Origin of the sequence: Globicatella sp. HMSC072A10 (assembly GCF_001811625.1) — a bacterium.
Lineage (GTDB): Bacteria > Bacillota > Bacilli > Lactobacillales > Aerococcaceae > Globicatella > Globicatella sanguinis.
The window spans coordinates 1-20,262 of record NZ_KV805658.1 but is presented as its reverse complement, the minus strand read 5'-3'; the positions used below and the strand labels follow the sequence as shown (position 1 = coordinate 20,262).

Sequence of the window (20,262 nt, the reverse complement as noted above, 5' to 3'; positions counted from 1 at the left end):
TCCTCGTAAAATATATTTAGAAGGTCATTTCATACCCTCTTCTTTTCATCAGTGTAACGAATCATTTGGTTGAAAGCAATAAAAGACTTTGTGCAACATTCAACATTTTTTGATGAATGATTGAAGCGATTCCATAAAAACGTTATAATGAGTTTGTATAAAAATTTGTAGGAGGCATGAGCCGATGATCATTGAGCAATTAAATAAAAAATTTAATGAACTATTTCAACATGAAGGTGGCAAAGCTTATTTTGCACCAGGACGTATTAACTTAATTGGTGAGCATACCGATTATAATGGAGGTCGTGTCTTTCCTTGTGCCATTACGAATGGTACTTACGCTGTGGCAGCAACACGTGAAGATACAACCGTTAATTGCTATTCATTAAACTTTGAAGAGGTAGGGATTATTAGTTTCGACCTTAATGAGTTAGTCAATAAGAAAGAAGATAGTTGGACTAACTTTGTCAAAGGTGTTATTAAATATATGGCAGAGGCGGGTTATGCTATTGATAAAGGATTTGACATTGTTATTTATGGCAATATTCCTAATGGTTCTGGTTTGTCTTCTTCTTCTTCATTAGAACTTTTAATTGGGGTTACCATTCAAGATTTATTTGGATTTGAAATCGATCGGGTTGAATTAGTAAAAATTGGTCAAAGAGTTGAAAATCAATTTATTGGTGTTAATTCAGGAATTATGGATCAATTTGCAATTGGAATGGGTGCTAAAGACCATGCAATCTATTTAGATACCAATACTTTAGAATATGAATTAGTACCAGCAGAATTTGGTGATAATATAGTCTTAATTATGAATACAAAAAAAAGACGTGAATTAGTGGAATCCAATTATAACGAACGTCGTAGCCAATGTGAAGAAGCGCTAAAACGACTTCAAACCCAATTAGATATCAAAGCATTAGGTGAGTTATCGATTGAAGCATTTGAAGCCAATCGTCATTTAATTGGTGATGAAGTATTGGAACGTCGTGCTAAACACGCAGTGTATGAAAACGAACGTACAAAATTAGCTAAAGCAGCCTTAACTTCAGGAGATGTAGTAGAATTTGGAAAATTATTAAATCAATCTCATATTAGTTTACGTGACGATTATGAAGTAACGGGACTAGAGTTAGACACCTTGGTGCATACTGCTTGGGAACAACCAGGGGTATTAGGCGCACGAATGACCGGAGCAGGTATGGGTGGCTGTGCGATTGCTTTAGTGAACCGTGAGCAAGTAGAGGCCGTGAAAGCAGCCGTACAGGCAGAATATGAAAAAACGGTTGGTTATTCAGCTGAATTTTATGTCGCTGAAGTTGGCGATGGTGCCAAAGCATTATAATCAATCAAAAGAGTAAGAAGAAAGGAGTTAATCTTTGTGAAAGTTGAAATTAAACCTTTTGGTCAATATGAAGGAATCGACTATTCAGAGATTTTTATTAGCAATAAACAAGGAACACAAATCAGTTTTTGTGATCTAGGGGCACGTATCAATCGTTGGGGCATCCAAAATGATAAGGGAGAGTATGAGCAAATTATTTTAGGGCATCAAAATGCTCAAGAAGTGTTTGATTCGGGTGGTTATTATGGGGCAACAATTGGTCGTGTAGCCGGTCGAATAGAATTAGGTCAGGCTGTTATTGATGGGCAGTTATATCAACTTGAAACCAACGATAAAGCGAACCATTTACATGGTGGTTTTGATGGCTTTGATTTACAAAAGTTCAATTTTGATATTATTGAATCAGAAGATGAAGTTCGTGTTGAGTTTTCACTGTATGATAAAGCCGGACATAATCAGTATCCTGGTAATTTAACATTAAAAGTAACGTATACTTATAATGAACAAAATGAATGGACTATTGATTACCTGGCAACAACGGATGCACCAACTATCTTTAATCCGACGAATCATGTGTATTTTAATTTAAATGGAAATAATACTCAAAGTATAGAAAATCATTCATTACAAGTTCATAGTGATAAATATATGCCATTAAAAAATGACACAATCCCTTTAGGCAGATTAGAACCTGTAAGTGATACGGTCTTTGACCTGCGTGAAGCGATCTTGATTGGTGACCGGGTTCATCAACCAGAACCTCAATTTGATTATACAAAAGGTTTTGACCATCCATGGTTAATCGATAAAACCGTCGAAGGTCCACAGGCCATCATTCAATTACCAGCAAAGAATCGTCGTATTGAGATGACTACAACAGAAAACGCAGTAGTTATTTATACTCATGGCTACTTAACCAATATTGAAGAAATTTGGGGTCAGCCACTGTTACCATTTGCTGGCGTCACTTTGGAAACCCAAAATTTACCAAATGCCATTAATAATCCACTTCATGGGGATACCGTCTTGAGACCAGAGGATACTTTCACTAGTCGAACGGTTTATCGTTTCGTTACCGCTTAACATAAAATAAACTGACTTAACAGTACTTTAATGAGAAGGTATCTGTTGGGTCAGTTTTTTTAATACGATAGATTGTAAAATGGAATGTGACAAAATATAAAATACCAAACTGTTATGCATGAAATGTTCAGAAATAAAAAAACAGAAGTGGTCGTCTCTGGTATTAACCATCAATCAAGTAGCGAGTAGACAAGAATAGAAAATGAGATGATTTTTTGATTCGGCTCCTCATTTTTCCACATCATTGAGAGGGGTTAAACTTGTCTTGAAGACGAAATTTGATGCCATTCAGTCATGTGCTGATAATTAAAGCTCAATGACTGGATGGAATAAACATAATTTATGACCAGTCTTCTATCAATGTCGAGATTGTTGTCTAGTCCGCTCAAAAATACCGTTTCACAAAGTTTCAGTTTTCAAAATGAATAAAAAATTTTCATCAGAAATATAAGTGAACAATGTAAGCATTCCAAAGACAACAAAAGTACTAGAAGCGATAAAAAATGTCACTTTTTTGTTTTCATAAATTTTCATAGTGTCTCATTTTGAGACACAAAAACAGCCTGTTTTGAGTGTTATTTTCATTTTCATAAAATTTCGAAAAATTCATCGCAAAACTTGATAAATTCTTAATAATTAAGCAAAATATGTCTCAAAATGAGACACAGGCTTGTGAATGAAAATAATCAGCATAAAATTATCGATTATAGGGTGTTATTAAATTTATTTCACAAGCAATTGACTTAATAGTTCAAAAAGCGAGGGGGCTCATCTAGTCATTAAGACGCAGATTGAGACGCTCTCTCACAGAGCTATCAAAGCCTTCTGTAGATTTATGATAGGACCTGAATGATTATGGAAGTCAAATTTTTCCAACCATTATCGCCAAGCTTACTACAAAGAGTAAAATGATAAATTGATTATTTTGCGCAAAGTTTTATAACCAAATTTCAACATTAGGTTTTTTAGTATTTAATAAAGACTTTTCGTGATATAGAATGGGTAATGTTAAAACAGAATCATCAATCGTTTCATCACTTAAAATACGATACTGTGATGGACTATGTCCAAAATAATTTTTGAACATCTTTGAAAATTGGAACGTATCTCGATAACCCACTTGTTCGGAAACTTCACTAATTTTTAATTGGCTAGAACGTAGTAAACACGCTGCTTGCGCCATACGACTTTCAAGCAAAATTTGTTTCGGTGATAAATTAAAATATTTCTTACAAATTTGAAAGAGATAATTACGACTGATACCGAAATGTAGAGCAACTTCTTCAATGGTGATAGGAAGATGATAATTCGTTTTTAAATAGTGCCTGATATTTTGAGCGAGTTGTGGTACTTCAGGCAAGGTAAATCTTATAAATGTTGACGGGTCGATTAATTCAAGATTGATTTCTGCTAATAAGTTGTAAAGTAGTCCGATTATTTTTAATTTATTCGAAGTCATTTGTGGATTAATCGTTTCGAGAAAAGTGATTAGCTCGATTATTTGATAATACACAGCACTGTCTTCTTTAAAATGAAAGGTGTCTCGGTGTGTAATAATAGTATCTTTTAAATAATGTTCAATATTTTTGCCACCTAGAGCAATCCAACCAATAGTCCAAGGATCATCATGGTCAGGTTCATAATAAACATGATGGTCTTTCTTTAAAATAAAACAGTCATTCTTTTGAAGTTCATAATGTTGATGATTGACAACAAAGTAACCTTTACCAGATAAAACGATGTGGATGACGTAATCATGGTGCACGGTATAATCATTAATTTGTGAGGGAAGATTTTTTTGAACACCGGCTTCGATTAAAGCAATATCATGATTATCGATAAAATAATGTTTCCAGTAACTTTTCATTTGAACCTCCAATAAACATTTTCGTAAATATATTTTACCATAATGTAAGCGATTAAACAAAATGACATATAATCTTTACAAAATGCTATGGAACGATAATGAAAACGCATTTATAATAGTAGTAGAGCTTGAAAATTACCAGATGAGCACGGGGGACTTTCTAGCATCATTAGATTAACAAAAAGACAGATGAAAGGAGGATATATCATTCTTTAGAGAGGCTCATCGCACAGCTAAATGCTCAGACAATAAAATAAAGGGGTAAATTTAATGAAAACTGTTAAAAAATTATTTGTTGCTTTATTTGCATTCATGATTGCTTTAGTCACAGTATTACCAACCCAAGTAAGAGCAGAAGGACAAACTTACGAAATTGGGGTTGCAATCTATCAATATAACGACAACTTTATGACATTATTCCGTAATGAATTAGAAGCTTATTTTAAAGAATTAGGCGAAAAAGATGGCAATACTTATAATCTTGAATTTCAAGATGGAAAAAATGACCAAGCAACTCAAACAGAGCAATTAAATAACTTTATCGCACAAGGTAAAGATTTATTAATCGCGAACTTAGTTGACCCTACTGGTGCAGACCAAATTATCTTATCTGCACAATCAGCAGATATTCCAGTGGTTTTAATTAACCGTGAACCAGATGTTTCCACAATGGAATTATGGCCTGGTAAAACAACTTATGTAGGGGTTGATGCTCGTCAATCAGGTGTTTATCAAGGTGAAATCATTGCTGACCTAGAAAACAAAGGGGATATTAACGGTGATGGTGTTGTTAAATATATCATGATCCAAGGAGATGCTGGTAACGTTGACGCCGAACAACGTACGAAATATTCTGTTGAGACATTAGCTAAATCAATTGATGTTGAAATCTTAGGTGAAGCACAACGTGGTAACTGGGATCAAGCAAAAGGTCAAGAGATTGCTGCCAATGCTCTAAGTCAATATGGTGAGGATTTAGAAGTGATCTTCTCTAATAATGATGGTATGGCTTTAGGTGCTATTCAAGCTATCAATGGCGCTGGACGTAAAGTGAACGAAGACATCTATATCGTTGGGGTAGATGCTTTACCAGAAGTTGTAGAGTTAATTGGTAAGGGTGAATTTACTGGAACAGTATTAAATGATCATTTCAACCAATCACATACAGCTGCTGAAGTTGCAGTGAAATTATTAAATGGTGAAGAAGTAGCACCTTATTTCTGGCATGATTATGTTAAAGCAACTAAACCAGAAGATGCTGAATTAAAACGTTTAGACTATCGTGAAGAAACGATTGAAGAATACCAAACACGTCTAGAAGAAGCATACGGTGAATAATCTTTAATTTAATAAACAGATGGGGCTTCTGATCACTATGAGCGGGAGCCCTCTTTATAATTATAAAGGATGTGATACAGTGGAAAATAATGTAATTTTAGAAATGAAAGACATTGATAAAATTTTCCCAGGGGTTAAAGCACTAGATAAAGCCCAATTGACTGTTAAAAAAGGAACAGTCCATGCCTTAATGGGAGAAAATGGTGCAGGTAAATCAACCTTAATGAAATGTTTGTATGGTATTTATTACCGGGACAATGGGTCAATTAAAATAGAAGGCGAAGAAGTGAATTTTTTAACTTCTAAAGAAGCTTTGGACCATGGAGTGGCGATGATTCACCAAGAATTACAACCAATTCCTGAAATGACGATTGCTGAAAACATGTTTTTGGGGGATTATCCTAAAAAAGGCCTATTTGTAGATCATGAAGCAATGGAAAAAGAGACTAAGAAATTTTTAGATATTATTGGATTGAATGTTTCGCCGCGCACACGCTTAGGTGATTTAACGATTTCACAACAACAATCAGTCGAAATAGCGAAGGCCATTTCTCACCGCGCTAAAATATTAATCATGGATGAGCCAACATCGTCTTTAACTGCAGCGGAAGTAGAGAACTTATTTAAAGTTATTGATGCTTTACGTGCGACTGGCATGGGTATTATTTATATTTCTCATAAAATGGATGAGATTTTACGTATATCGGATGAAATTACGATTATGCGTGATGGACAATATGTTGGTACTTATAATTCTGCTACCATTACAATAAATGAAATTATTCGACATATGGTGGGGCGTGAACTTGCCAATCAATTCCCTGATAAAGATTTTGGACCGGGTGAGCAAAATATTTTAGAAGTTAAAAATTATACATCTCCAAATCCAAAATCATTTCAAAACTGTTCTTTTGAGTTAAAAGAAGGTGAAATCTTAGGAGTCGCAGGTTTAGTAGGAGCCCAACGTTCAGAATTAATGGAAGCTATTTTTGGATTGCGTGATCATATCGAAGGTGGCAAAGTTATTCATCGTGGCCAAGAAATCTGGAATAAAGATCCAAAAGATGCGATTAAAAATGGTTTTGCATTAGTGACAGAAGACCGACGAGGTTCAGGGATTTTTGGCGTATTATCGGTTAGTGATAATATCATTACGGCGTCGGTATCTAAATATAAAAATAAATATGGTTTACTAAATGAACAATCAATTGCTGAAGTGGTGAAGCAAGGCATTGATAGTATGCGAACCAAGACACCTAGTCAACACACAGCGATTGAAAATTTATCTGGAGGTAACCAACAAAAAGTGATATTAGCCCGGTGGCTGGCAACAAATCCGGATATTTTAATTTTAGATGAACCGACACGTGGGATTGACGTTGGAGCGAAGTTTGAAATTTATGAAATTATTAATCGTTTAGCCAAACAAGGCAAATCTATTATCGTTATTTCTTCTGAAATGAGTGAAATTTTAGGGCTATCTGATCGGATTATGGTAATGTGTGAAGGCAAGATTTCTGGATTTTTATCGAAAGAAGAAGCAACGCAAGAAAAAGTCATGGATTTAGCTACCAAATTCATGCAATCAAAGGAGAGTGCAGCGAATGAGTGAAATCATTAAACCAAAACGTAGCTTTAAAGAGCAAATTATTGAGAATGCCTTAATCGTGGTCATTGTTTTAATGGTCATTTATACGGCTTTTAGTGCCAATAATTTTTTGAGTTTTAATAACTTAAAAAATATTTTAGCCAATGTTTCGGTACGTTTTATTATTGCTTTAGGTATCTCAGGTCCACTTATTATCCGTGGAACAGACCTATCAGCAGGGCGTATCGTTGGGATAACATCAGTTGTGGCAGCGGTCTTTTTACAAAGAGCAGATGCTTCAGGTGTGATGTATCCGGGTATTGCAGGGTCACCAATTATTGTAGCGTTATTGGCTGCTTTAGTGGTCGGATTAGCTTTAGGGGTTGTCAATGGTTTAATTATCTCGCGCTTACATGTACCGCCTTTTATCGCGACATTGGGGACACAAATTGCCATCTATGGATTAAATATGATGTTATCTAAAAACGCGCCTATTGGTTCATTGAATCAAACCTATACACGTTTTGGTGCACAAGGGGTCAAATTAGGTGGCTTGCAAATACCGTATTTAACTTTCGTAGCAATTGTAGCGGGGATTTTTATGTATATTTTATATCGATACACCGTTTATGGTAAACAAATGTATGCGATAGGTGGTAATGAAGTCGCTGCCGAGGTGTCTGGAGTGAACACTGCCAAATCTAAACTATTGATTTATGCTTTAGCTGGAACCATGTATGCTGTCGCAGGGTTTTTATTAACCGCTAAAACAGGTTCAGCAGCGGTAACGGCCGGAACCGGGTATGAGTTAGAAGCGATTGCTGCTGCCACTATCGGTGGGGTTTCAACCTCTGGTGGGGTTGGACGCGTACCGGGAATTTTAGTCGGGGTATTGGTATTTGAGTTATTAAAAACGTGTTTACAATTCTTGGGTATCACACCAGAAATGACCAATGTTTTCCAAGGTATTGTCATTGTGGCCGCCGTAGCATTAGATATCCGTAAAACAATGCGTAAAAAATAATATTGCTAGTCAATATCAAATAAAAGTCACAAAATACTAAAAAGGCGTGAATTACTCGTGATGGCTGTCAATGCTCACGGGCAATTCACTCTTTTAATGAGGTTTATTTTTTCATATTTTCTAATAATTCTTCGATGACCACCGCCACGCCATATTGATCATTACTAAAGGTCGTATGCGCAGCCATTTCTTTGATTTCTTCACTGGCATTTGCCATGGCATAACTATTCGGACAAAGTTGTAACATGGAACGGTCATTTAAAGAATCACCAATCGTGACAACATTATCCATTGTATAACCTTGCTTTTCAATATATTTAATAATAGCCAGACCTTTTTGAGCATTTTTATGTGTAAGTTCAATATTTCCTGGTCCTGATGAAGTGACATCGAGTTCAGGGAATTTTTCAAGGTAAAGACGAGTTTGATGCAATTTGTCGTCATCATCGCTCATAATCATCATTTTTAAAACCGGGTTTTCTTTAGAAAAAGTAAATTCTGAAGCGTCTTTGTTTTCCATTAAATTATCTTTAATTTGAGCCATGGTTAAATCGTCAAAGTCAAAGCGCTTCTGTAAAATTTTAAAGGTGTTTTGGATATATTCATCACGGTTATAAAAATAAGAATAAGCTTCGGTATAAATTGTATACAATAAGCCATGGTCTTTTAAATAAGCGATGACGCTCTCGATTGTTTCTTGTTCTAGAGGACAATCATAGATGACGTTTCCGTCTTTGTCGTGCACTAATGCACCGTTTAAATTAATCATCGCGCAAGATATATTTTGAGCTTTTGTTAAGCGACTGGCAGATTGGTAGTCACGTCCGGTTGCTATCATAAATTCTACTCCAGCTGCTTGCAAATCATGGATGGCTTTAGCGGTGCGGTCATTAATAGTATGTGTCTCGTCTAATAAAGTTCCGTCCATATCGGAAGCAAATAATTTGATCATCATCAAACCTCCAAAATTAATCTACTATTAGTTTACCATGAACTAGGAAAAAGTGTTATAATATCGAATGAAAAGATGAAAGTTTGTTGAAAAATTGTGAAAGGAAGGAAAGCTGTTTTATGAAACCAATATTTTTAAAACCTGTATTGCAAGAGAAAATATGGGGTGGTAATAAATTAGGGATTTATTTTGACCTACCGATTCCTAGTAATCAAACTGGAGAAGGATGGATGATCAGTGGTCATCCAAATGGTGTTACAGAAGTAACGTCTCCGACTGAGTTAGAAGGGTTACCTTTAGATCGTTTGTATAAAGAACAACCCGCATTATTTGGTAACCCTAGAGAAGAAGTATTTCCTTTATTAACTAAAATCATTGATGCTTCTCAAGCCTTATCTGTACAGGTTCATCCAGATGATCAATATGCTGCGGCGCATGAAGGAGCTGGCGAGTTAGGAAAAACGGAGTGCTGGTATATTATTTCGGCAGCTCCTGGAGCTAAAATAGTGTATGGTCATACAGCTCAAACGAAAGAGGAATTTATCGAACAAGTTGAAAAAGATAATTGGGATGAACTATTGACCGAAGTACCGGTTAAAGATGGCGACTTTTTCTATGTGCCACATGGTACCATTCATGCGATTGGTGCTGGTATTGTTATTTTAGAAATTCAACAAAGCTCAGATACTACTTATCGTGTCTATGATTATCATCGTACGGATGCGAATGGTCATGAGCGTGAATTACATTTACAACAGTCTTTCGATGTGACGATGATTCCGCATCAAACACCAGAATTAGAAATTGCTACCGAAGGCAATCAAGAGGGTCAAGTGGTGCACTATTTAACCAATGAGTATTTTAGTGTTTACAAGTGGGACTTGAAAAAAGAGCTAGTGGTTGATTTACCTAAGGACTATTATTTGGCAACAGTCATTACCGGTGAAGGTGAAATGGAAGTCGATGGAACAGTGTACCCACTTAAACTAGCTGATTCATTTATTTTACCAACAGCGATTCAATCAGTGACCCTACGTGGTGATTTAGAAATAATGGTAGCCAATCCAGAATAAAGGAAGCGAGCAATGTCTAATCAATATTTTGAAAATAATGAGCATTTGGATCACAATGTCAGAACGATTCAATTTCAATGGTTAAATTTCCCTTTAACATTTAAAACCGATAGTGGTGTTTTCTCTAAAAATCAAGTCGACTATGGCTCCAAAGTTTTATTAGAGGCGGTTGTAGAAGATTTATCCTCTCTGTTAGAGGGCCCGATAGTTGAATTAGGGAGTGGGTATGGTCCGATTGCCATTAGCTTGGCTAAAAGTTATCCTAAAATTGAGGTGATTGGGGTTGAAATTAATCAACGAGCGCAATTACTGTCACAGGATAATGCTGAACGCAATCAAGTGTCGAATTGTACCTTTATTCATCATGATGCGACAACTGTTACATTAGAAAAATCAGCTCACGTAGTCGTAACGAATCCGCCAATTAGAGCTGGAAAAGCGGTAATTCAAGCGTTTGTTAAGCAAGCACACCAAATACTACAACCGAACGGAATTCTCTATGTCGTGATTCAGAAGAAACAAGGAGCCCCTTCAATGGCTAAATATATGGAAAGATTGTTTGACAATGTTGAAAAAATAACCCAAGATAAAGGGTATTGGATTTTAAAGAGCGTAAAATAGCAAAAATGAACGTATATTAAAGGACGATACCGTCCGCAATGATAAAAAAGGAACTGAACCACAGGATACTGCTCATCACTTCACTGAAAGTGTTGTTAAGTGAGCGTGTACGCGTGGTCAGTTCCTTTTTAATGTTTTTAGTGGTTCTATATATTTTAGTGTTGGTGCAGAAATCACCAGCACTGTTTTTATATATAAAAGCCCGTGATTAAGCGTCAAATTTCATATATTTAAAATTGTTAATTTTTTCGTCATCTTCACGAGTTATCGTGGTATCAATGATATCGATAATAACTTCTAGAGTGATACTTACTCGGGCATCAAGTAAATGTCCTCCGATTGTAGAATAATCGCTTCTACCAAGGACCGTATGTAAGTGGAGATGCGGCTCTCCATTATTTTGAGTAATGTTTCCATTCATCGATAAAACTTCAAATGCTTCTTCAAAATCCACGGTTTTATAGTTTTGTAAATTTAAAAAGAAATAATTAAGTTGTGCTAAATCAACTGCTCCAATGGCACTAATGAATCCAGTTTGAATCGATTCTTTTTTCGCCACTTCTTTTAAGCTATCCATCACATAATCGCCTCGGTCAAGGCGGACAATAATTTTTGAATCAAAACGTTGGTATTCCATATTTTAGCCTCCTTCAAATAATAACTATATTATAACAAAAGATAAACCAATGTACTATTAATGTAGTATCAGACTAGAATTTAATTTATACAAATAATGCCAATCATGTACCAAGTTTGCATATTGAAGTGATATAGGAGCTAAAAAGTCGAACCAATAATATATTTTTTTGGGGGGATTAAGAAAGCTAATTCCCAGCGGGTTTTTGATGTGCCCCTCGAAAGTTACAGTTAGAAACTAACTTTTGGGGAGCACATCACTTTACAGTTTTCCGACTTTCGAAAAGCGTGGTTATGATGAAAATGCTCAGTATTTTTAAATATTGGTTGTGAGTCACAAAAGATCAATGAGTTGGGTTTGATACTGCTAAGCGATTTACTACACTTTCTATTGGCAGCATTATCAAGTACTCCACCAATTATGTATGGAAGGCGACCAAAAATGAAGTTGTCCATCTGACTTATAAAGGAGCATGATAGAATAAAATTAAGGAAAAATAGGCTTGTTTAATTCCCATAGTATTTGATAATATTAGACTACATGAATAATATGAAAGGAATTACGATGAGGTTATTAAGTGTCGTTGTACCGAGTTACAATTCACAGGATTATTTAAATAAAGTAATCGAATCAGTGACCGATTTAAATGATGCGCGAATCGAGCTATTGGTTGTAGATGATGGTTCAAAAGATGAAACTTTCGCAGTAGCAAAACAATATCAAGAGCGATTTCCAGATATAGTGGTGGCTATTCATCAAGAGAATAAAGGTTATGGTGGAGCGGTGAATACAGGATTGCAGCATGCGACCGGTAAATACTTTAAAGTATTGGATAGTGATGATTGGCTCAATGAAGAGGCATTGAAACGTGTCATGGATACTTTAACGGAGTTTGAAAACTAACAACAAACGGTGGAAGTTCTGTTTACCAATTATGTTTATGAGCAAGAAGGTGCTGAAGCCAAAAAGGTTGTTCGCTACCGCCATATTTTCCCTGAAAATAAAATATTTAAATGGGGTGACACTCGTCCATTTCCAACTGAAAAATACATTATGATGCATTCGATTATTTATCAAACGCAAGCATTTAAAGCTTCTGGATTACAATTGCCAGAACATACCTTCTATGTGGATAATTTGTTTGTATATGTACCCTTAACCAAAATGACCACGATGTATTATTTAAATGTTGACTTTTATCGTTATTTTATTGGAAGAGATGATCAATCTATTAACGAAAAAGTGATGATGAAACGCATTGATCAGCAAATTAAGGTAAATAAATTATTGATTGATTCATATGATTTTAGCCACCAACTTCATCCTTTTCAAGAGCGTTATTTATTGAAGCATCTAGAAATTGTTACCAATATTTCGAGCGCTTTATTAAATCGGATTGGTACCGATGACGCTTTTGAAAAAAGACAGGAATTATGGCGTTATTTACGAGAAAATAATCCTCGTGCATTTAAAAAATTGCGTTTGGGTTTATTTGGTTTTTTAACCACCTTCAAAACAAAAATAGGAATAAAGCTTTCTAATCAATTGTATAAATTAATACGACGATTTGGTGGCTATTAACAAGCTGGAGTCAAAGCTCCAGCTTCTTTTCGTTTTTTCAGAGTACATGATGGTTTAGTATTATTGAAATTAAATAATGTGAATGAAGATAGTACTTCGAAGGTAAACCAGTATTGTCCATTACAGAATTAGTGTATAATAAAATAAAGAGTATGAGGTGATGATTGGTGAGAATCGCAATTGTAGACGACCATAAGGAATTTAGAGGAAGGTTAGTAAGATATATCGAAGAGAATGCCGCTAACTTAGAAATACCAGCGGATATTACTTGTTTTGCAGATGGGATTGAATTGGTGGATCGTTTTTAATCGAGTTTTGACATTATTTATTTAGATGTTGAAATGGAATTTATGGATGGCATGTCAACCGCCAAAAAAATTAGGGAAACCGATTCAGAGGTGCTGATTGTATTTATTACAAACCATGCTCAAGTTGCCATTCAAGGTTATTCTGTCGAAGCATCGGATTTTTTATTAAAACCATTAAATAAGTTTACTTTCGAAGAACATTTCAAAAAGATTATCAAAAAAGTTAAGAAACAAGATGATTCAATCGTGGTTCGAGTCAGTGGAACGGTTAAAAGAGTAGATCAACATTCGATACTATATTGTGAAAGCCAAGGACATTATATTGATTTTGTAACCTTAAATGGACGCTTTACTCTGATTGATTCAATGAAAAATATTGAAGAAAAACTCGACCCAGTACGTTTCTTTAGATGTAATAATTCGTATATTATTAATTTTGAACATGTAGAACATAAGATAAATCAGCTGGGGTCGCCCACTTAGGAGAATATAAAATTCAAATAAGTCGTGCACGTAAAAAGGAATGTGTTGAGAAATTTACCCAGTATTTAGGGGGATAAGTTTTATAATGTTTGAATCTTCTTTACCAGATATTCCCCGCATTTATACGGCGCTTACGGAATGGATTGCGTGTATCATATGTGTTTATCCTATAAAAGAAGAAATTAATCGTGGTTTTGTTATTATTTCGATTTTAACTTTATTAGGACAAATAGCGCTGCAATTATTAGTTGCCAATTGGCCTTTAATGTTATGGATTCCGGGAATGTTATTGAATATTCTATGGATGGGATTAACGATCTATTTATTAGCGGAGCTACATCCTAGTATGTTGTTCATGTTTCTAGTCAAAGCCTTTATACTTTCGGAATTTTTAGCATCGATCGTATGGCAAATATATGTAACTTTTATTTTAGATACAAGTTTAGCGAACAATCTACTCGTTGAGTGTCTCAATTTTATTGGTATTATTGCACTTATTTTAGCTATAGTAATTTTTGGGATCACAAGATTAATTATGTGCGTTTAAAAAATGCCGTTAACCGCAAAACCGTTATTATATTTATCATGACCGGTATTTTAATATTTTTGGCTAGCAATATCGGTTTTTTACTCACTAAAACGGCTTATCACTTAGGGAATTCTTATTCTGTCTTTTTTGTCAGAACGGTTGTGAATATCTCTGGTATTTGCTTATTATATATGCAACAATATCAATTAATCGATCAAAATCGTCGACGTGAATTGGATGCGATTCAGAATTTGTTTCAATCGCAGTATCATCAGTATAAAGCTTATGCAGAGAATACGAATTATATAAACCGGAAAGCACATGATTTAAAACATCAAATACAAGTGATTTTAGCGGAAGATGATGTTGAAGTTCGCCGTCGTTATTTATCAGATTTGAGCGATGCGATTCAAAGTTTGAATCATAAAATTGAAACGAGTAATGGTGTATTGGATACGATTTTGACACGAAAAAATATGTATTGTCAAGAACACGATATTAGTCTTACTTGTATTGCTAATGGTGCTTTACTTCATAATATGGAAGTTATGGACATCTGTAGTCTATTTGGAAATGCATTAGATAATGCGATTGAGCACGTGGAGAAAATTCCTGAAACAGAGAAAAAATTAGTGACTCTTAAGTTACAAAATCGTGGAAAAATGGTAATATTAAGAGTAGATAACTATTGTATCGATGACCAATTGAACTTAACGGTTATACCCGAGACCTCAAAAAAGGATAAGGAAAATCATGGTTATGGTCTTAAAAACATTGATTTTATCGCTAAAAAATATGGTGGCAGTATGACGCTAGAGTTAGAAGACAACTGTTTTAGTTTGTGTGTAGTGTTCCCGATTGTTTAGGAATCAAAAGGAGTGAGTTGTTTGAAACATTTAACAAAAGTTTGGATTACTTTTTGGTTAGCGCTATTAGTAATATTTCCTACTTTGGTCAGTGCTCAAGAAGTAGATTTTAACATTATTAGTGAAAAAATACATGCACAGATTAGCTCGGATGGCAGTGTCCGCTTTAGAGAAGAGTATATTTATGATGTTGATTATATGAATGGTGCGTTGTTTCAAATCGATCGTACAGGATATGAGTTAAAAGATTATCAAGTCGGGGTCAAAGATAATCAAACACAAGAAGATGAAATATTTGAAGAGACACCAACCGGTGCTAGTGAAACTTATCAAGTATCACAAGCCAGTGATATCTACGAATTTAAAGTTTACTATCCTGCCCAAAATGAAAAAGTAACCTTTGTATTAGAATATACTTTAACCGATTTGGTAACCAATTTCAGTGATACGGCAGAATTTAACCGTAAAATTGTGGGACAAGGTATTGATGATTATTTAGATATTGAAGCTTTGATTGTTTTACCTGGAAAGGTAGCGAACCAAGAAGATTTTAGAGCTTGGGGCCATGGTGCACCTCAAGGAGAGGTAGAGTTGGTAGAATATGAAGGAAAAAGTGCCATTAAGGTGACGGTGCCAAATAACCCACCGAAACAGTTTGTAGAAGTGAATTCTATTTTTCCGATTGCGTTAACACCCAATAATCAAAATAAACGAGAAGTCGCGAAAAAAGATGAAATTATTAAGCGAGAGAACGATCAAGTCGAACGAGATCGTGAATCTTATGCGACTCAATTAGGTTGGATTCGACTTTTTGGAATGTTAATATCGATTCTGATGCCCGCTTTACCAATTGGATTGTTAATTTATTATTTAAATAAAAAGAAATCACTCAATCCTAATCCAATAAAATTGCCTGATCATATTTATACTTTACCTGAAGATATAACACCAGCCTTGATGTCAACGTCCGTTTTTAAAGGAACACCAAGTACAGAAGACTTTACGGCAACAATAGTGGATTTAGCTAGAAAAGGATATTTAGTTCTTACTGAAGTGACCAAAGAAAGACGAGGGCTATTTTCAAGAGGAGGCCAATCAACCGTTTTGATTGAGCCGGGTGAAAAATATGGTGATGACAGCCAATTGCAAAAACATGAAAAGTACGCTTTACAGTATGTAATGCCAACGGACCAACCGGTGACACTACAAGAGTTAGAAGAATCCGCCTCAAAGGATCGTAGCTTAGCTAAGAAAAACTATAATCTTTGGACTCGATTTGTCAATTTCACCCAAGTAAGAGGGATGCAACTAAAAGGCAATAACAAAGAGCAGAAGATAGCGTCGGCAAATGGTGTCATGGGGTTGGTTTTCATCCCAATTTTTGTGGTAATTGCCATTAGTTTGATTAATCATACAGCGTATCAACATTTTATCCCTTGGATTGCAATCATCGGCGGAGCGAGTTGGATAGCGACATTAATTATATGGTTAATGGTATTGTTTAAACCAATTCGAACAGCTGACCAAGATCGTCGTATACAAGAGTGGACTGGATTTAAAAATATGTTGAATGATATTGGTAATTTTAATATGCGGGAAATCGGTTCGCTTGAGCTTTGGGAAGAGTTTTTAGTTTATGCCATTTCTTTAGGTGTCGCTGATAAAGTAGTGGAAGCGATGAAGATGGAGTTTAAACCGGTTGAGTTAGAACAAATGCGTGTAGGTGGAGGATTCTATTCTAATCCGTATATCTTAACGCGGGGAATGAATCATTCCATTAATAATACAATAGGAAGTGCTCAGCCACGAACAACCAAATATAGTGGCACCAATACCGGTGGATTTGGTGGTGGATTTAGTGGTGGAAGTTCTGGTGGATCTGGTGGTGGATCAGGAGCTGGAGGCTTCTAAAGATGTTAGAAAGTGATGATAGAGTGTTAGAAACAAAAGATGAAAGATTGCGCTTTGCTATTTTAGCAAGTGGGAGTAGTGGTAATTGTACATATGTTGAAACAGATAACCAAAGAATTCTGATTGATGCAGGCCTTAGTGGGAAGAAAATTCATGAGTTAATTAAGCAAATTGACCGCGATTTATCCAAGGTGGATGCTATTTTTGTAACCCATGAGCATAAGGACCATATTCATGGAGTCGGCGTTTTATCACGAAAATACAATATTCCTATTTATGCTAACCGTCAAACATGGTTGGCGATGGAAAAACAAATTGGTGCAATTGCACTAGAGAATAGAAAATATATTGAACCCGAACAAATGATGTCAATAGGTGATATTGATGTATTAAGTTACAATGTCAGCCACGATGCTGCACAGCCGCAGTTTTATGCTTTTCAAAAAGGTGATAAGCAATTTGTAATGTTGACGGATACGGGGTATGTAAGTAACCGACTTAAAAGTCAATTGCGCAATGCCAGTGCCTATTTAATAGAAAGTAATCATGAAATCGAGATGCTTCGCTATGGACAATACCCTTGGTCATTAAAGCAACGAATATTAAGTGATAAAGGTCATTTAAGTAATGAAGCGGGCACTAATGCAATGATTGAAATGATTGGCGATCAAACTAAAGAAATCTATTTGGGTCATTTGAGCCGTGACAATAATACTAAAGAACTGGCGATGTCAACAATGTTTAATTCAATGTCAGCTAAAGATATGCGAGTGAATGAAGATTTTACTCTTCATATGACCGATCCAGCTCAATCAACAAAATTAATGTATTTATAAAAAGAGGATCTACTAAATATTAGGAAAGCTAATGATTTATTTGTATTATCCTTGACAGTGAGGTTGGGCATAAATTTGATAAATTTAGTTGAGATTGTTGTTCATCAATTAATAGCGCAGTGGTTGCGTGGCCTTAAACTGCGTCTTAATGAGGTTAAAGAAAAATTTGGTAGACTCAATCAAGTTATTGTTATTAAATAAAAAGCGCAGTGGTTGAGTGGTCTCAATCTGCGTCTTAAGCGCAGTGGTTGAGTGGTCTCAACCTGCGTCTTAAAGACTTGTTTAAGACCTACTCAACTGTGCGGGGGTGGGCAGACAAAGCGAAAATTATTCAATTTTCTACTTCTGGCCAACTCCCTGTCAAAACGCTAAAAATTAAAGGTTGAGCAAAAAACGATTGTCGTTTAAGCTCAGCCTTATTTTTATAACGTTACTAGAAGTTAGTGGAGATAAGTGTGATAAACGAATGTAATGGTAGTGGGCGTGAAGTATCAGCGCGATCGGTTTTCTCTTCGTTGGTCCATCATTGTATCATTGAGTAGTTTCAAACAACACTTCAAGCCGCAGTTTGAACACATGGCGCTATAAATTAACCAGCAATCACCAAAAATGAATTGACCAAGTTTATGCCTAACCTCATTCAGTAGCAGTTAGAGATTTACGCCATCACTGTACTATAAAATAAAACAGCTAGAACTAAACGGAACTTTTAAGTTTTGCCTGCCGTTGAATATAAAAAATAGACAATTGGTAAATATTTTATAGAAGAATGTTCAATGATTATTCATAAATCCGTGATATATTGAATACATAATCAAGATTAGTAAAGGAGAATTACTATGGACAACAAAAAAATAAATGATGAGTCAAAAAATATAATCCCAATGCATTCAAATAAAAAAGATAATCCATTTTGGAAAAGTGTGTTTGGCGGTATTTTAGGTAGTGCCATTATCATTGGAATGGTGTTTTTACTTGCATTTAATGGACTGTTTCAGTCATCTGAAAAGATGAAAGCATATTCGCAAGAAAGTAATACTGATAGTCAAACATTAACAGACTTTGAATCAGCGATTATGGGTGCCGTGGAAAAAACAGGTGACGCAGTCGTTTCAGTCAATAATTTACAAGCTCAACATATGAACCAAATCGGTAATTATGGATTTGGCTATGGTTATGGCTCAAATAGTCAAGGAACTGTTGATTTACAAGATCCAGAACAATCTTTAGAATTGTATGGAACAGGTAGTGGGGTTGTTTATAAAATTGAAGGAGACTCTGCTTATATTGTAACTAACAATCATGTTGTTGATGGCGCGGACAAATTACAAATTATCACTGCTGAAGGTGACACGGTCGACGCAGAATTAGTCGGAACAGATGTCTTTACAGATTTAGCAGTCCTAAAAGTTTCTTCAGAGAAACTAAAGACAGCCATTACTTTTGCTGATTCAGATCAATTAAAAGTAGGAAGTTTAGCAATTGCGATTGGCTCTCCTTTAGGAAGTGAGTTTTCAAGTTCGGTAACACAAGGTATTGTATCTGGAACCGATCGTGTCGTACCATTTGATATGAATGATGACGGTGAAGATGATTGGGAAATGAACTTAATCCAAACCGATGCAGCGATTAACCCGGGGAACTCTGGTGGAGCGCTTATTAATAAAAACGGAGAATTAATTGGTATTAACTCTAGTAAATTAAGCTCAACTGAAATCGAAGGAATGGGCTTTGCTATCCCAAGTAATGATGTGCAAAACGTCATTTCACAATTAGAAGCAAATGGTAAAGTAACAAGACCAGTTTTAGGTGTAAGTTATTTAATTCCTGTTAATCAATTATCAGCGAGATCAAAAACTGAAGTACTTGGCTTAGCCGAAGATGCTGAAGATGGTGTCGTAGTATCCGAAGTAGTATCAGGTACAGCCGCAGATAAAGCAGGTATGGAAAAATACGATGTTATTACTGAAATTGATGGTGTCGCTATTAATGGCATGATGGACCTAAGAAAAGAACTTTACAAACATCAAGCAGGCGACCAAGTAGAATTAACCATTATTCGTAGAGGCGAAACTCAAAAATTAACTATTACATTAGAAGCTGATGAAACAACGCCGCAAAGCTAATATACAATTAAATAGATTGATTAATATCCACTCGATCAACTAAAATCATCGAGTGGATATATTTCTGTAAAAAATGTAAAAATAAAGTAAA

At 35.4% G+C, this 20,262-nt stretch carries 19 protein-coding genes; 16 read left to right on the top strand and 3 right to left on the bottom strand.

Annotated elements, in window-relative coordinates; translation table 11 throughout:
- The first annotated feature begins 184 nt into the window (after positions 1–184).
- A complete protein-coding gene (locus HMPREF2811_RS03040; RefSeq protein ID WP_071408047.1) occupies positions 185–1,348 on the top strand; it encodes a galactokinase in 1,164 nt (387 codons plus the stop codon).
- A gap of 36 nt (positions 1,349–1,384) precedes the next feature.
- The gene (locus HMPREF2811_RS03035) at positions 1,385–2,431 is read left to right on the top strand and encodes an aldose epimerase family protein (protein WP_071408046.1); all 1,047 of its coding nucleotides are present in this window, start codon (positions 1,385–1,387) and stop codon (positions 2,429–2,431) included.
- 937 nt (positions 2,432–3,368) lie between these two features.
- Here HMPREF2811_RS03035 and HMPREF2811_RS03030 read toward each other — a convergent pair.
- Positions 3,369–4,298, bottom strand: coding sequence for a helix-turn-helix transcriptional regulator (locus HMPREF2811_RS03030; RefSeq protein ID WP_071408045.1), 930 nt, complete (start codon positions 4,296–4,298; stop codon positions 3,369–3,371).
- Between the two features lie 270 nt (positions 4,299–4,568).
- Here HMPREF2811_RS03030 and HMPREF2811_RS03025 point away from each other — a divergent pair, with 270 nt between their 5' ends.
- The 3 genes from HMPREF2811_RS03025 (at position 4,569) to HMPREF2811_RS03015 (ending at position 8,248) form a co-directional block, all read left to right on the top strand.
- A complete protein-coding gene (locus HMPREF2811_RS03025) occupies positions 4,569–5,636 on the top strand; it encodes a galactose ABC transporter substrate-binding protein (protein ID WP_071408044.1) in 1,068 nt (355 codons plus the stop codon).
- Positions 5,637–5,739: 103 nt separating this feature from the next.
- Positions 5,740–7,248 (top strand): sugar ABC transporter ATP-binding protein, encoded by a 1,509-nt coding sequence (locus tag HMPREF2811_RS03020; RefSeq protein WP_246829803.1) that lies wholly within the window; start codon positions 5,740–5,742, stop codon positions 7,246–7,248.
- The gene (locus HMPREF2811_RS03015) at positions 7,241–8,248 is read left to right on the top strand and encodes an ABC transporter permease subunit (RefSeq protein WP_071408042.1); all 1,008 of its coding nucleotides are present in this window, start codon (positions 7,241–7,243) and stop codon (positions 8,246–8,248) included. Before HMPREF2811_RS03020 ends, HMPREF2811_RS03015 begins: the two co-directional genes overlap by 8 nt.
- Before the next feature lie 103 nt (positions 8,249–8,351).
- On the opposite strand, the gene HMPREF2811_RS03010 is transcribed toward HMPREF2811_RS03015, so the two are convergent.
- On the bottom strand, positions 8,352–9,200 hold the full coding sequence (locus HMPREF2811_RS03010; protein ID WP_066124937.1) for a Cof-type HAD-IIB family hydrolase: 849 nt from the start codon (positions 9,198–9,200) through the stop codon (positions 8,352–8,354).
- A gap of 119 nt (positions 9,201–9,319) precedes the next feature.
- Here HMPREF2811_RS03010 and manA point away from each other — a divergent pair, with 119 nt between their 5' ends.
- On the top strand, positions 9,320–10,273 hold the full coding sequence (gene manA, locus HMPREF2811_RS03005) for a mannose-6-phosphate isomerase, class I (protein WP_071408041.1): 954 nt from the start codon (positions 9,320–9,322) through the stop codon (positions 10,271–10,273).
- 12 nt (positions 10,274–10,285) lie between these two features.
- Positions 10,286–10,894: a class I SAM-dependent methyltransferase gene (locus HMPREF2811_RS03000; protein ID WP_071408040.1), complete on the top strand. Its 609-nt coding sequence runs from the start codon at positions 10,286–10,288 to the stop codon at positions 10,892–10,894.
- 208 nt (positions 10,895–11,102) lie between these two features.
- Here HMPREF2811_RS03000 and HMPREF2811_RS02995 read toward each other — a convergent pair whose 3' ends face one another.
- A complete protein-coding gene (locus HMPREF2811_RS02995; protein ID WP_071408039.1) occupies positions 11,103–11,531 on the bottom strand; it encodes a PPC domain-containing DNA-binding protein in 429 nt (142 codons plus the stop codon).
- Between the two features lie 564 nt (positions 11,532–12,095).
- Here HMPREF2811_RS02995 and HMPREF2811_RS11725 point away from each other — a divergent pair.
- The 9 genes from HMPREF2811_RS11725 to HMPREF2811_RS02965 all read left to right on the top strand — a co-directional run bounded on the left by HMPREF2811_RS11725 (position 12,096) and on the right by HMPREF2811_RS02965 (position 20,171).
- Positions 12,096–12,434: a glycosyltransferase family 2 protein gene (locus tag HMPREF2811_RS11725; RefSeq protein ID WP_246829802.1), complete on the top strand. Its 339-nt coding sequence runs from the start codon at positions 12,096–12,098 to the stop codon at positions 12,432–12,434.
- A gap of 9 nt (positions 12,435–12,443) precedes the next feature.
- Entirely contained in the window at positions 12,444–13,112 is a 669-nt protein-coding gene (locus HMPREF2811_RS02990; RefSeq protein WP_246829801.1) for a glycosyl transferase, read from the top strand.
- Between the two features lie 164 nt (positions 13,113–13,276).
- Positions 13,277–13,420 carry a hypothetical protein gene (locus tag HMPREF2811_RS11350; RefSeq protein ID WP_168164935.1) on the top strand — a complete coding sequence of 48 codons (144 nt, stop codon included), beginning with the start codon at positions 13,277–13,279 and terminating at the stop codon, positions 13,418–13,420.
- Positions 13,421–13,432: 12 nt separating this feature from the next.
- A complete protein-coding gene (locus HMPREF2811_RS11015) occupies positions 13,433–13,903 on the top strand; it encodes a LytR/AlgR family response regulator transcription factor (RefSeq protein ID WP_371441397.1) in 471 nt (156 codons plus the stop codon).
- Positions 13,904–13,988: 85 nt separating this feature from the next.
- Positions 13,989–14,450, top strand: a complete 462-nt coding sequence (locus tag HMPREF2811_RS11010; protein WP_084801895.1) for a hypothetical protein — start codon at positions 13,989–13,991, stop codon at positions 14,448–14,450.
- A complete protein-coding gene (locus tag HMPREF2811_RS02980) occupies positions 14,441–15,298 on the top strand; it encodes an ATP-binding protein (protein ID WP_084801893.1) in 858 nt (285 codons plus the stop codon). The genes HMPREF2811_RS11010 and HMPREF2811_RS02980 overlap by 10 nt, the downstream gene beginning before the upstream one ends.
- A 21-nt stretch (positions 15,299–15,319) precedes the next feature.
- On the top strand, positions 15,320–17,209 hold the full coding sequence (locus HMPREF2811_RS02975) for a DUF2207 domain-containing protein (RefSeq protein ID WP_071408038.1): 1,890 nt from the start codon (positions 15,320–15,322) through the stop codon (positions 17,207–17,209).
- Positions 17,210–17,211: 2 nt separating this feature from the next.
- Positions 17,212–18,045: an MBL fold metallo-hydrolase gene (locus HMPREF2811_RS02970; RefSeq protein WP_071408037.1), complete on the top strand. Its 834-nt coding sequence runs from the start codon at positions 17,212–17,214 to the stop codon at positions 18,043–18,045.
- Positions 18,046–18,884: 839 nt separating this feature from the next.
- Positions 18,885–20,171, top strand: coding sequence for a S1C family serine protease (locus tag HMPREF2811_RS02965; RefSeq protein ID WP_071408036.1), 1,287 nt, complete (start codon positions 18,885–18,887; stop codon positions 20,169–20,171).
- Positions 20,172–20,262: the final 91 nt, after the last annotated feature.

What these genes read in the sequence shown, in the direction of transcription:
- HMPREF2811_RS03040 (WP_071408047.1), top strand. Translation starts at nt 185, where the DNA reads ATGATCATTGAGCAATTAAATAAAAAATTTAATGAACTATTTCAACAT.
- HMPREF2811_RS03030 (WP_071408045.1), bottom strand. Translation starts at nt 4,298, where the DNA reads ATGAAAAGTTACTGGAAACATTATTTTATCGATAATCATGATATTGCT.
- HMPREF2811_RS03025 (WP_071408044.1), top strand. Translation starts at nt 4,569, where the DNA reads ATGAAAACTGTTAAAAAATTATTTGTTGCTTTATTTGCATTCATGATT.
- HMPREF2811_RS03020 (WP_246829803.1), top strand. Translation starts at nt 5,740, where the DNA reads ATGAAAGACATTGATAAAATTTTCCCAGGGGTTAAAGCACTAGATAAA.
- HMPREF2811_RS03015 (WP_071408042.1), top strand. Translation starts at nt 7,241, where the DNA reads ATGAGTGAAATCATTAAACCAAAACGTAGCTTTAAAGAGCAAATTATT.
- HMPREF2811_RS03010 (WP_066124937.1), bottom strand. Translation starts at nt 9,200, where the DNA reads ATGATCAAATTATTTGCTTCCGATATGGACGGAACTTTATTAGACGAG.
- manA (WP_071408041.1), top strand. Translation starts at nt 9,320, where the DNA reads ATGAAACCAATATTTTTAAAACCTGTATTGCAAGAGAAAATATGGGGT.
- HMPREF2811_RS03000 (WP_071408040.1), top strand. Translation starts at nt 10,286, where the DNA reads ATGTCTAATCAATATTTTGAAAATAATGAGCATTTGGATCACAATGTC.
- HMPREF2811_RS02995 (WP_071408039.1), bottom strand. Translation starts at nt 11,531, where the DNA reads ATGGAATACCAACGTTTTGATTCAAAAATTATTGTCCGCCTTGACCGA.
- HMPREF2811_RS11725 (WP_246829802.1), top strand. Translation starts at nt 12,096, where the DNA reads ATGAGGTTATTAAGTGTCGTTGTACCGAGTTACAATTCACAGGATTAT.
- HMPREF2811_RS11010 (WP_084801895.1), top strand. Translation starts at nt 13,989, where the DNA reads ATGTTTGAATCTTCTTTACCAGATATTCCCCGCATTTATACGGCGCTT.
- HMPREF2811_RS02970 (WP_071408037.1), top strand. Translation starts at nt 17,212, where the DNA reads ATGTTAGAAAGTGATGATAGAGTGTTAGAAACAAAAGATGAAAGATTG.
- HMPREF2811_RS02965 (WP_071408036.1), top strand. Translation starts at nt 18,885, where the DNA reads ATGGACAACAAAAAAATAAATGATGAGTCAAAAAATATAATCCCAATG.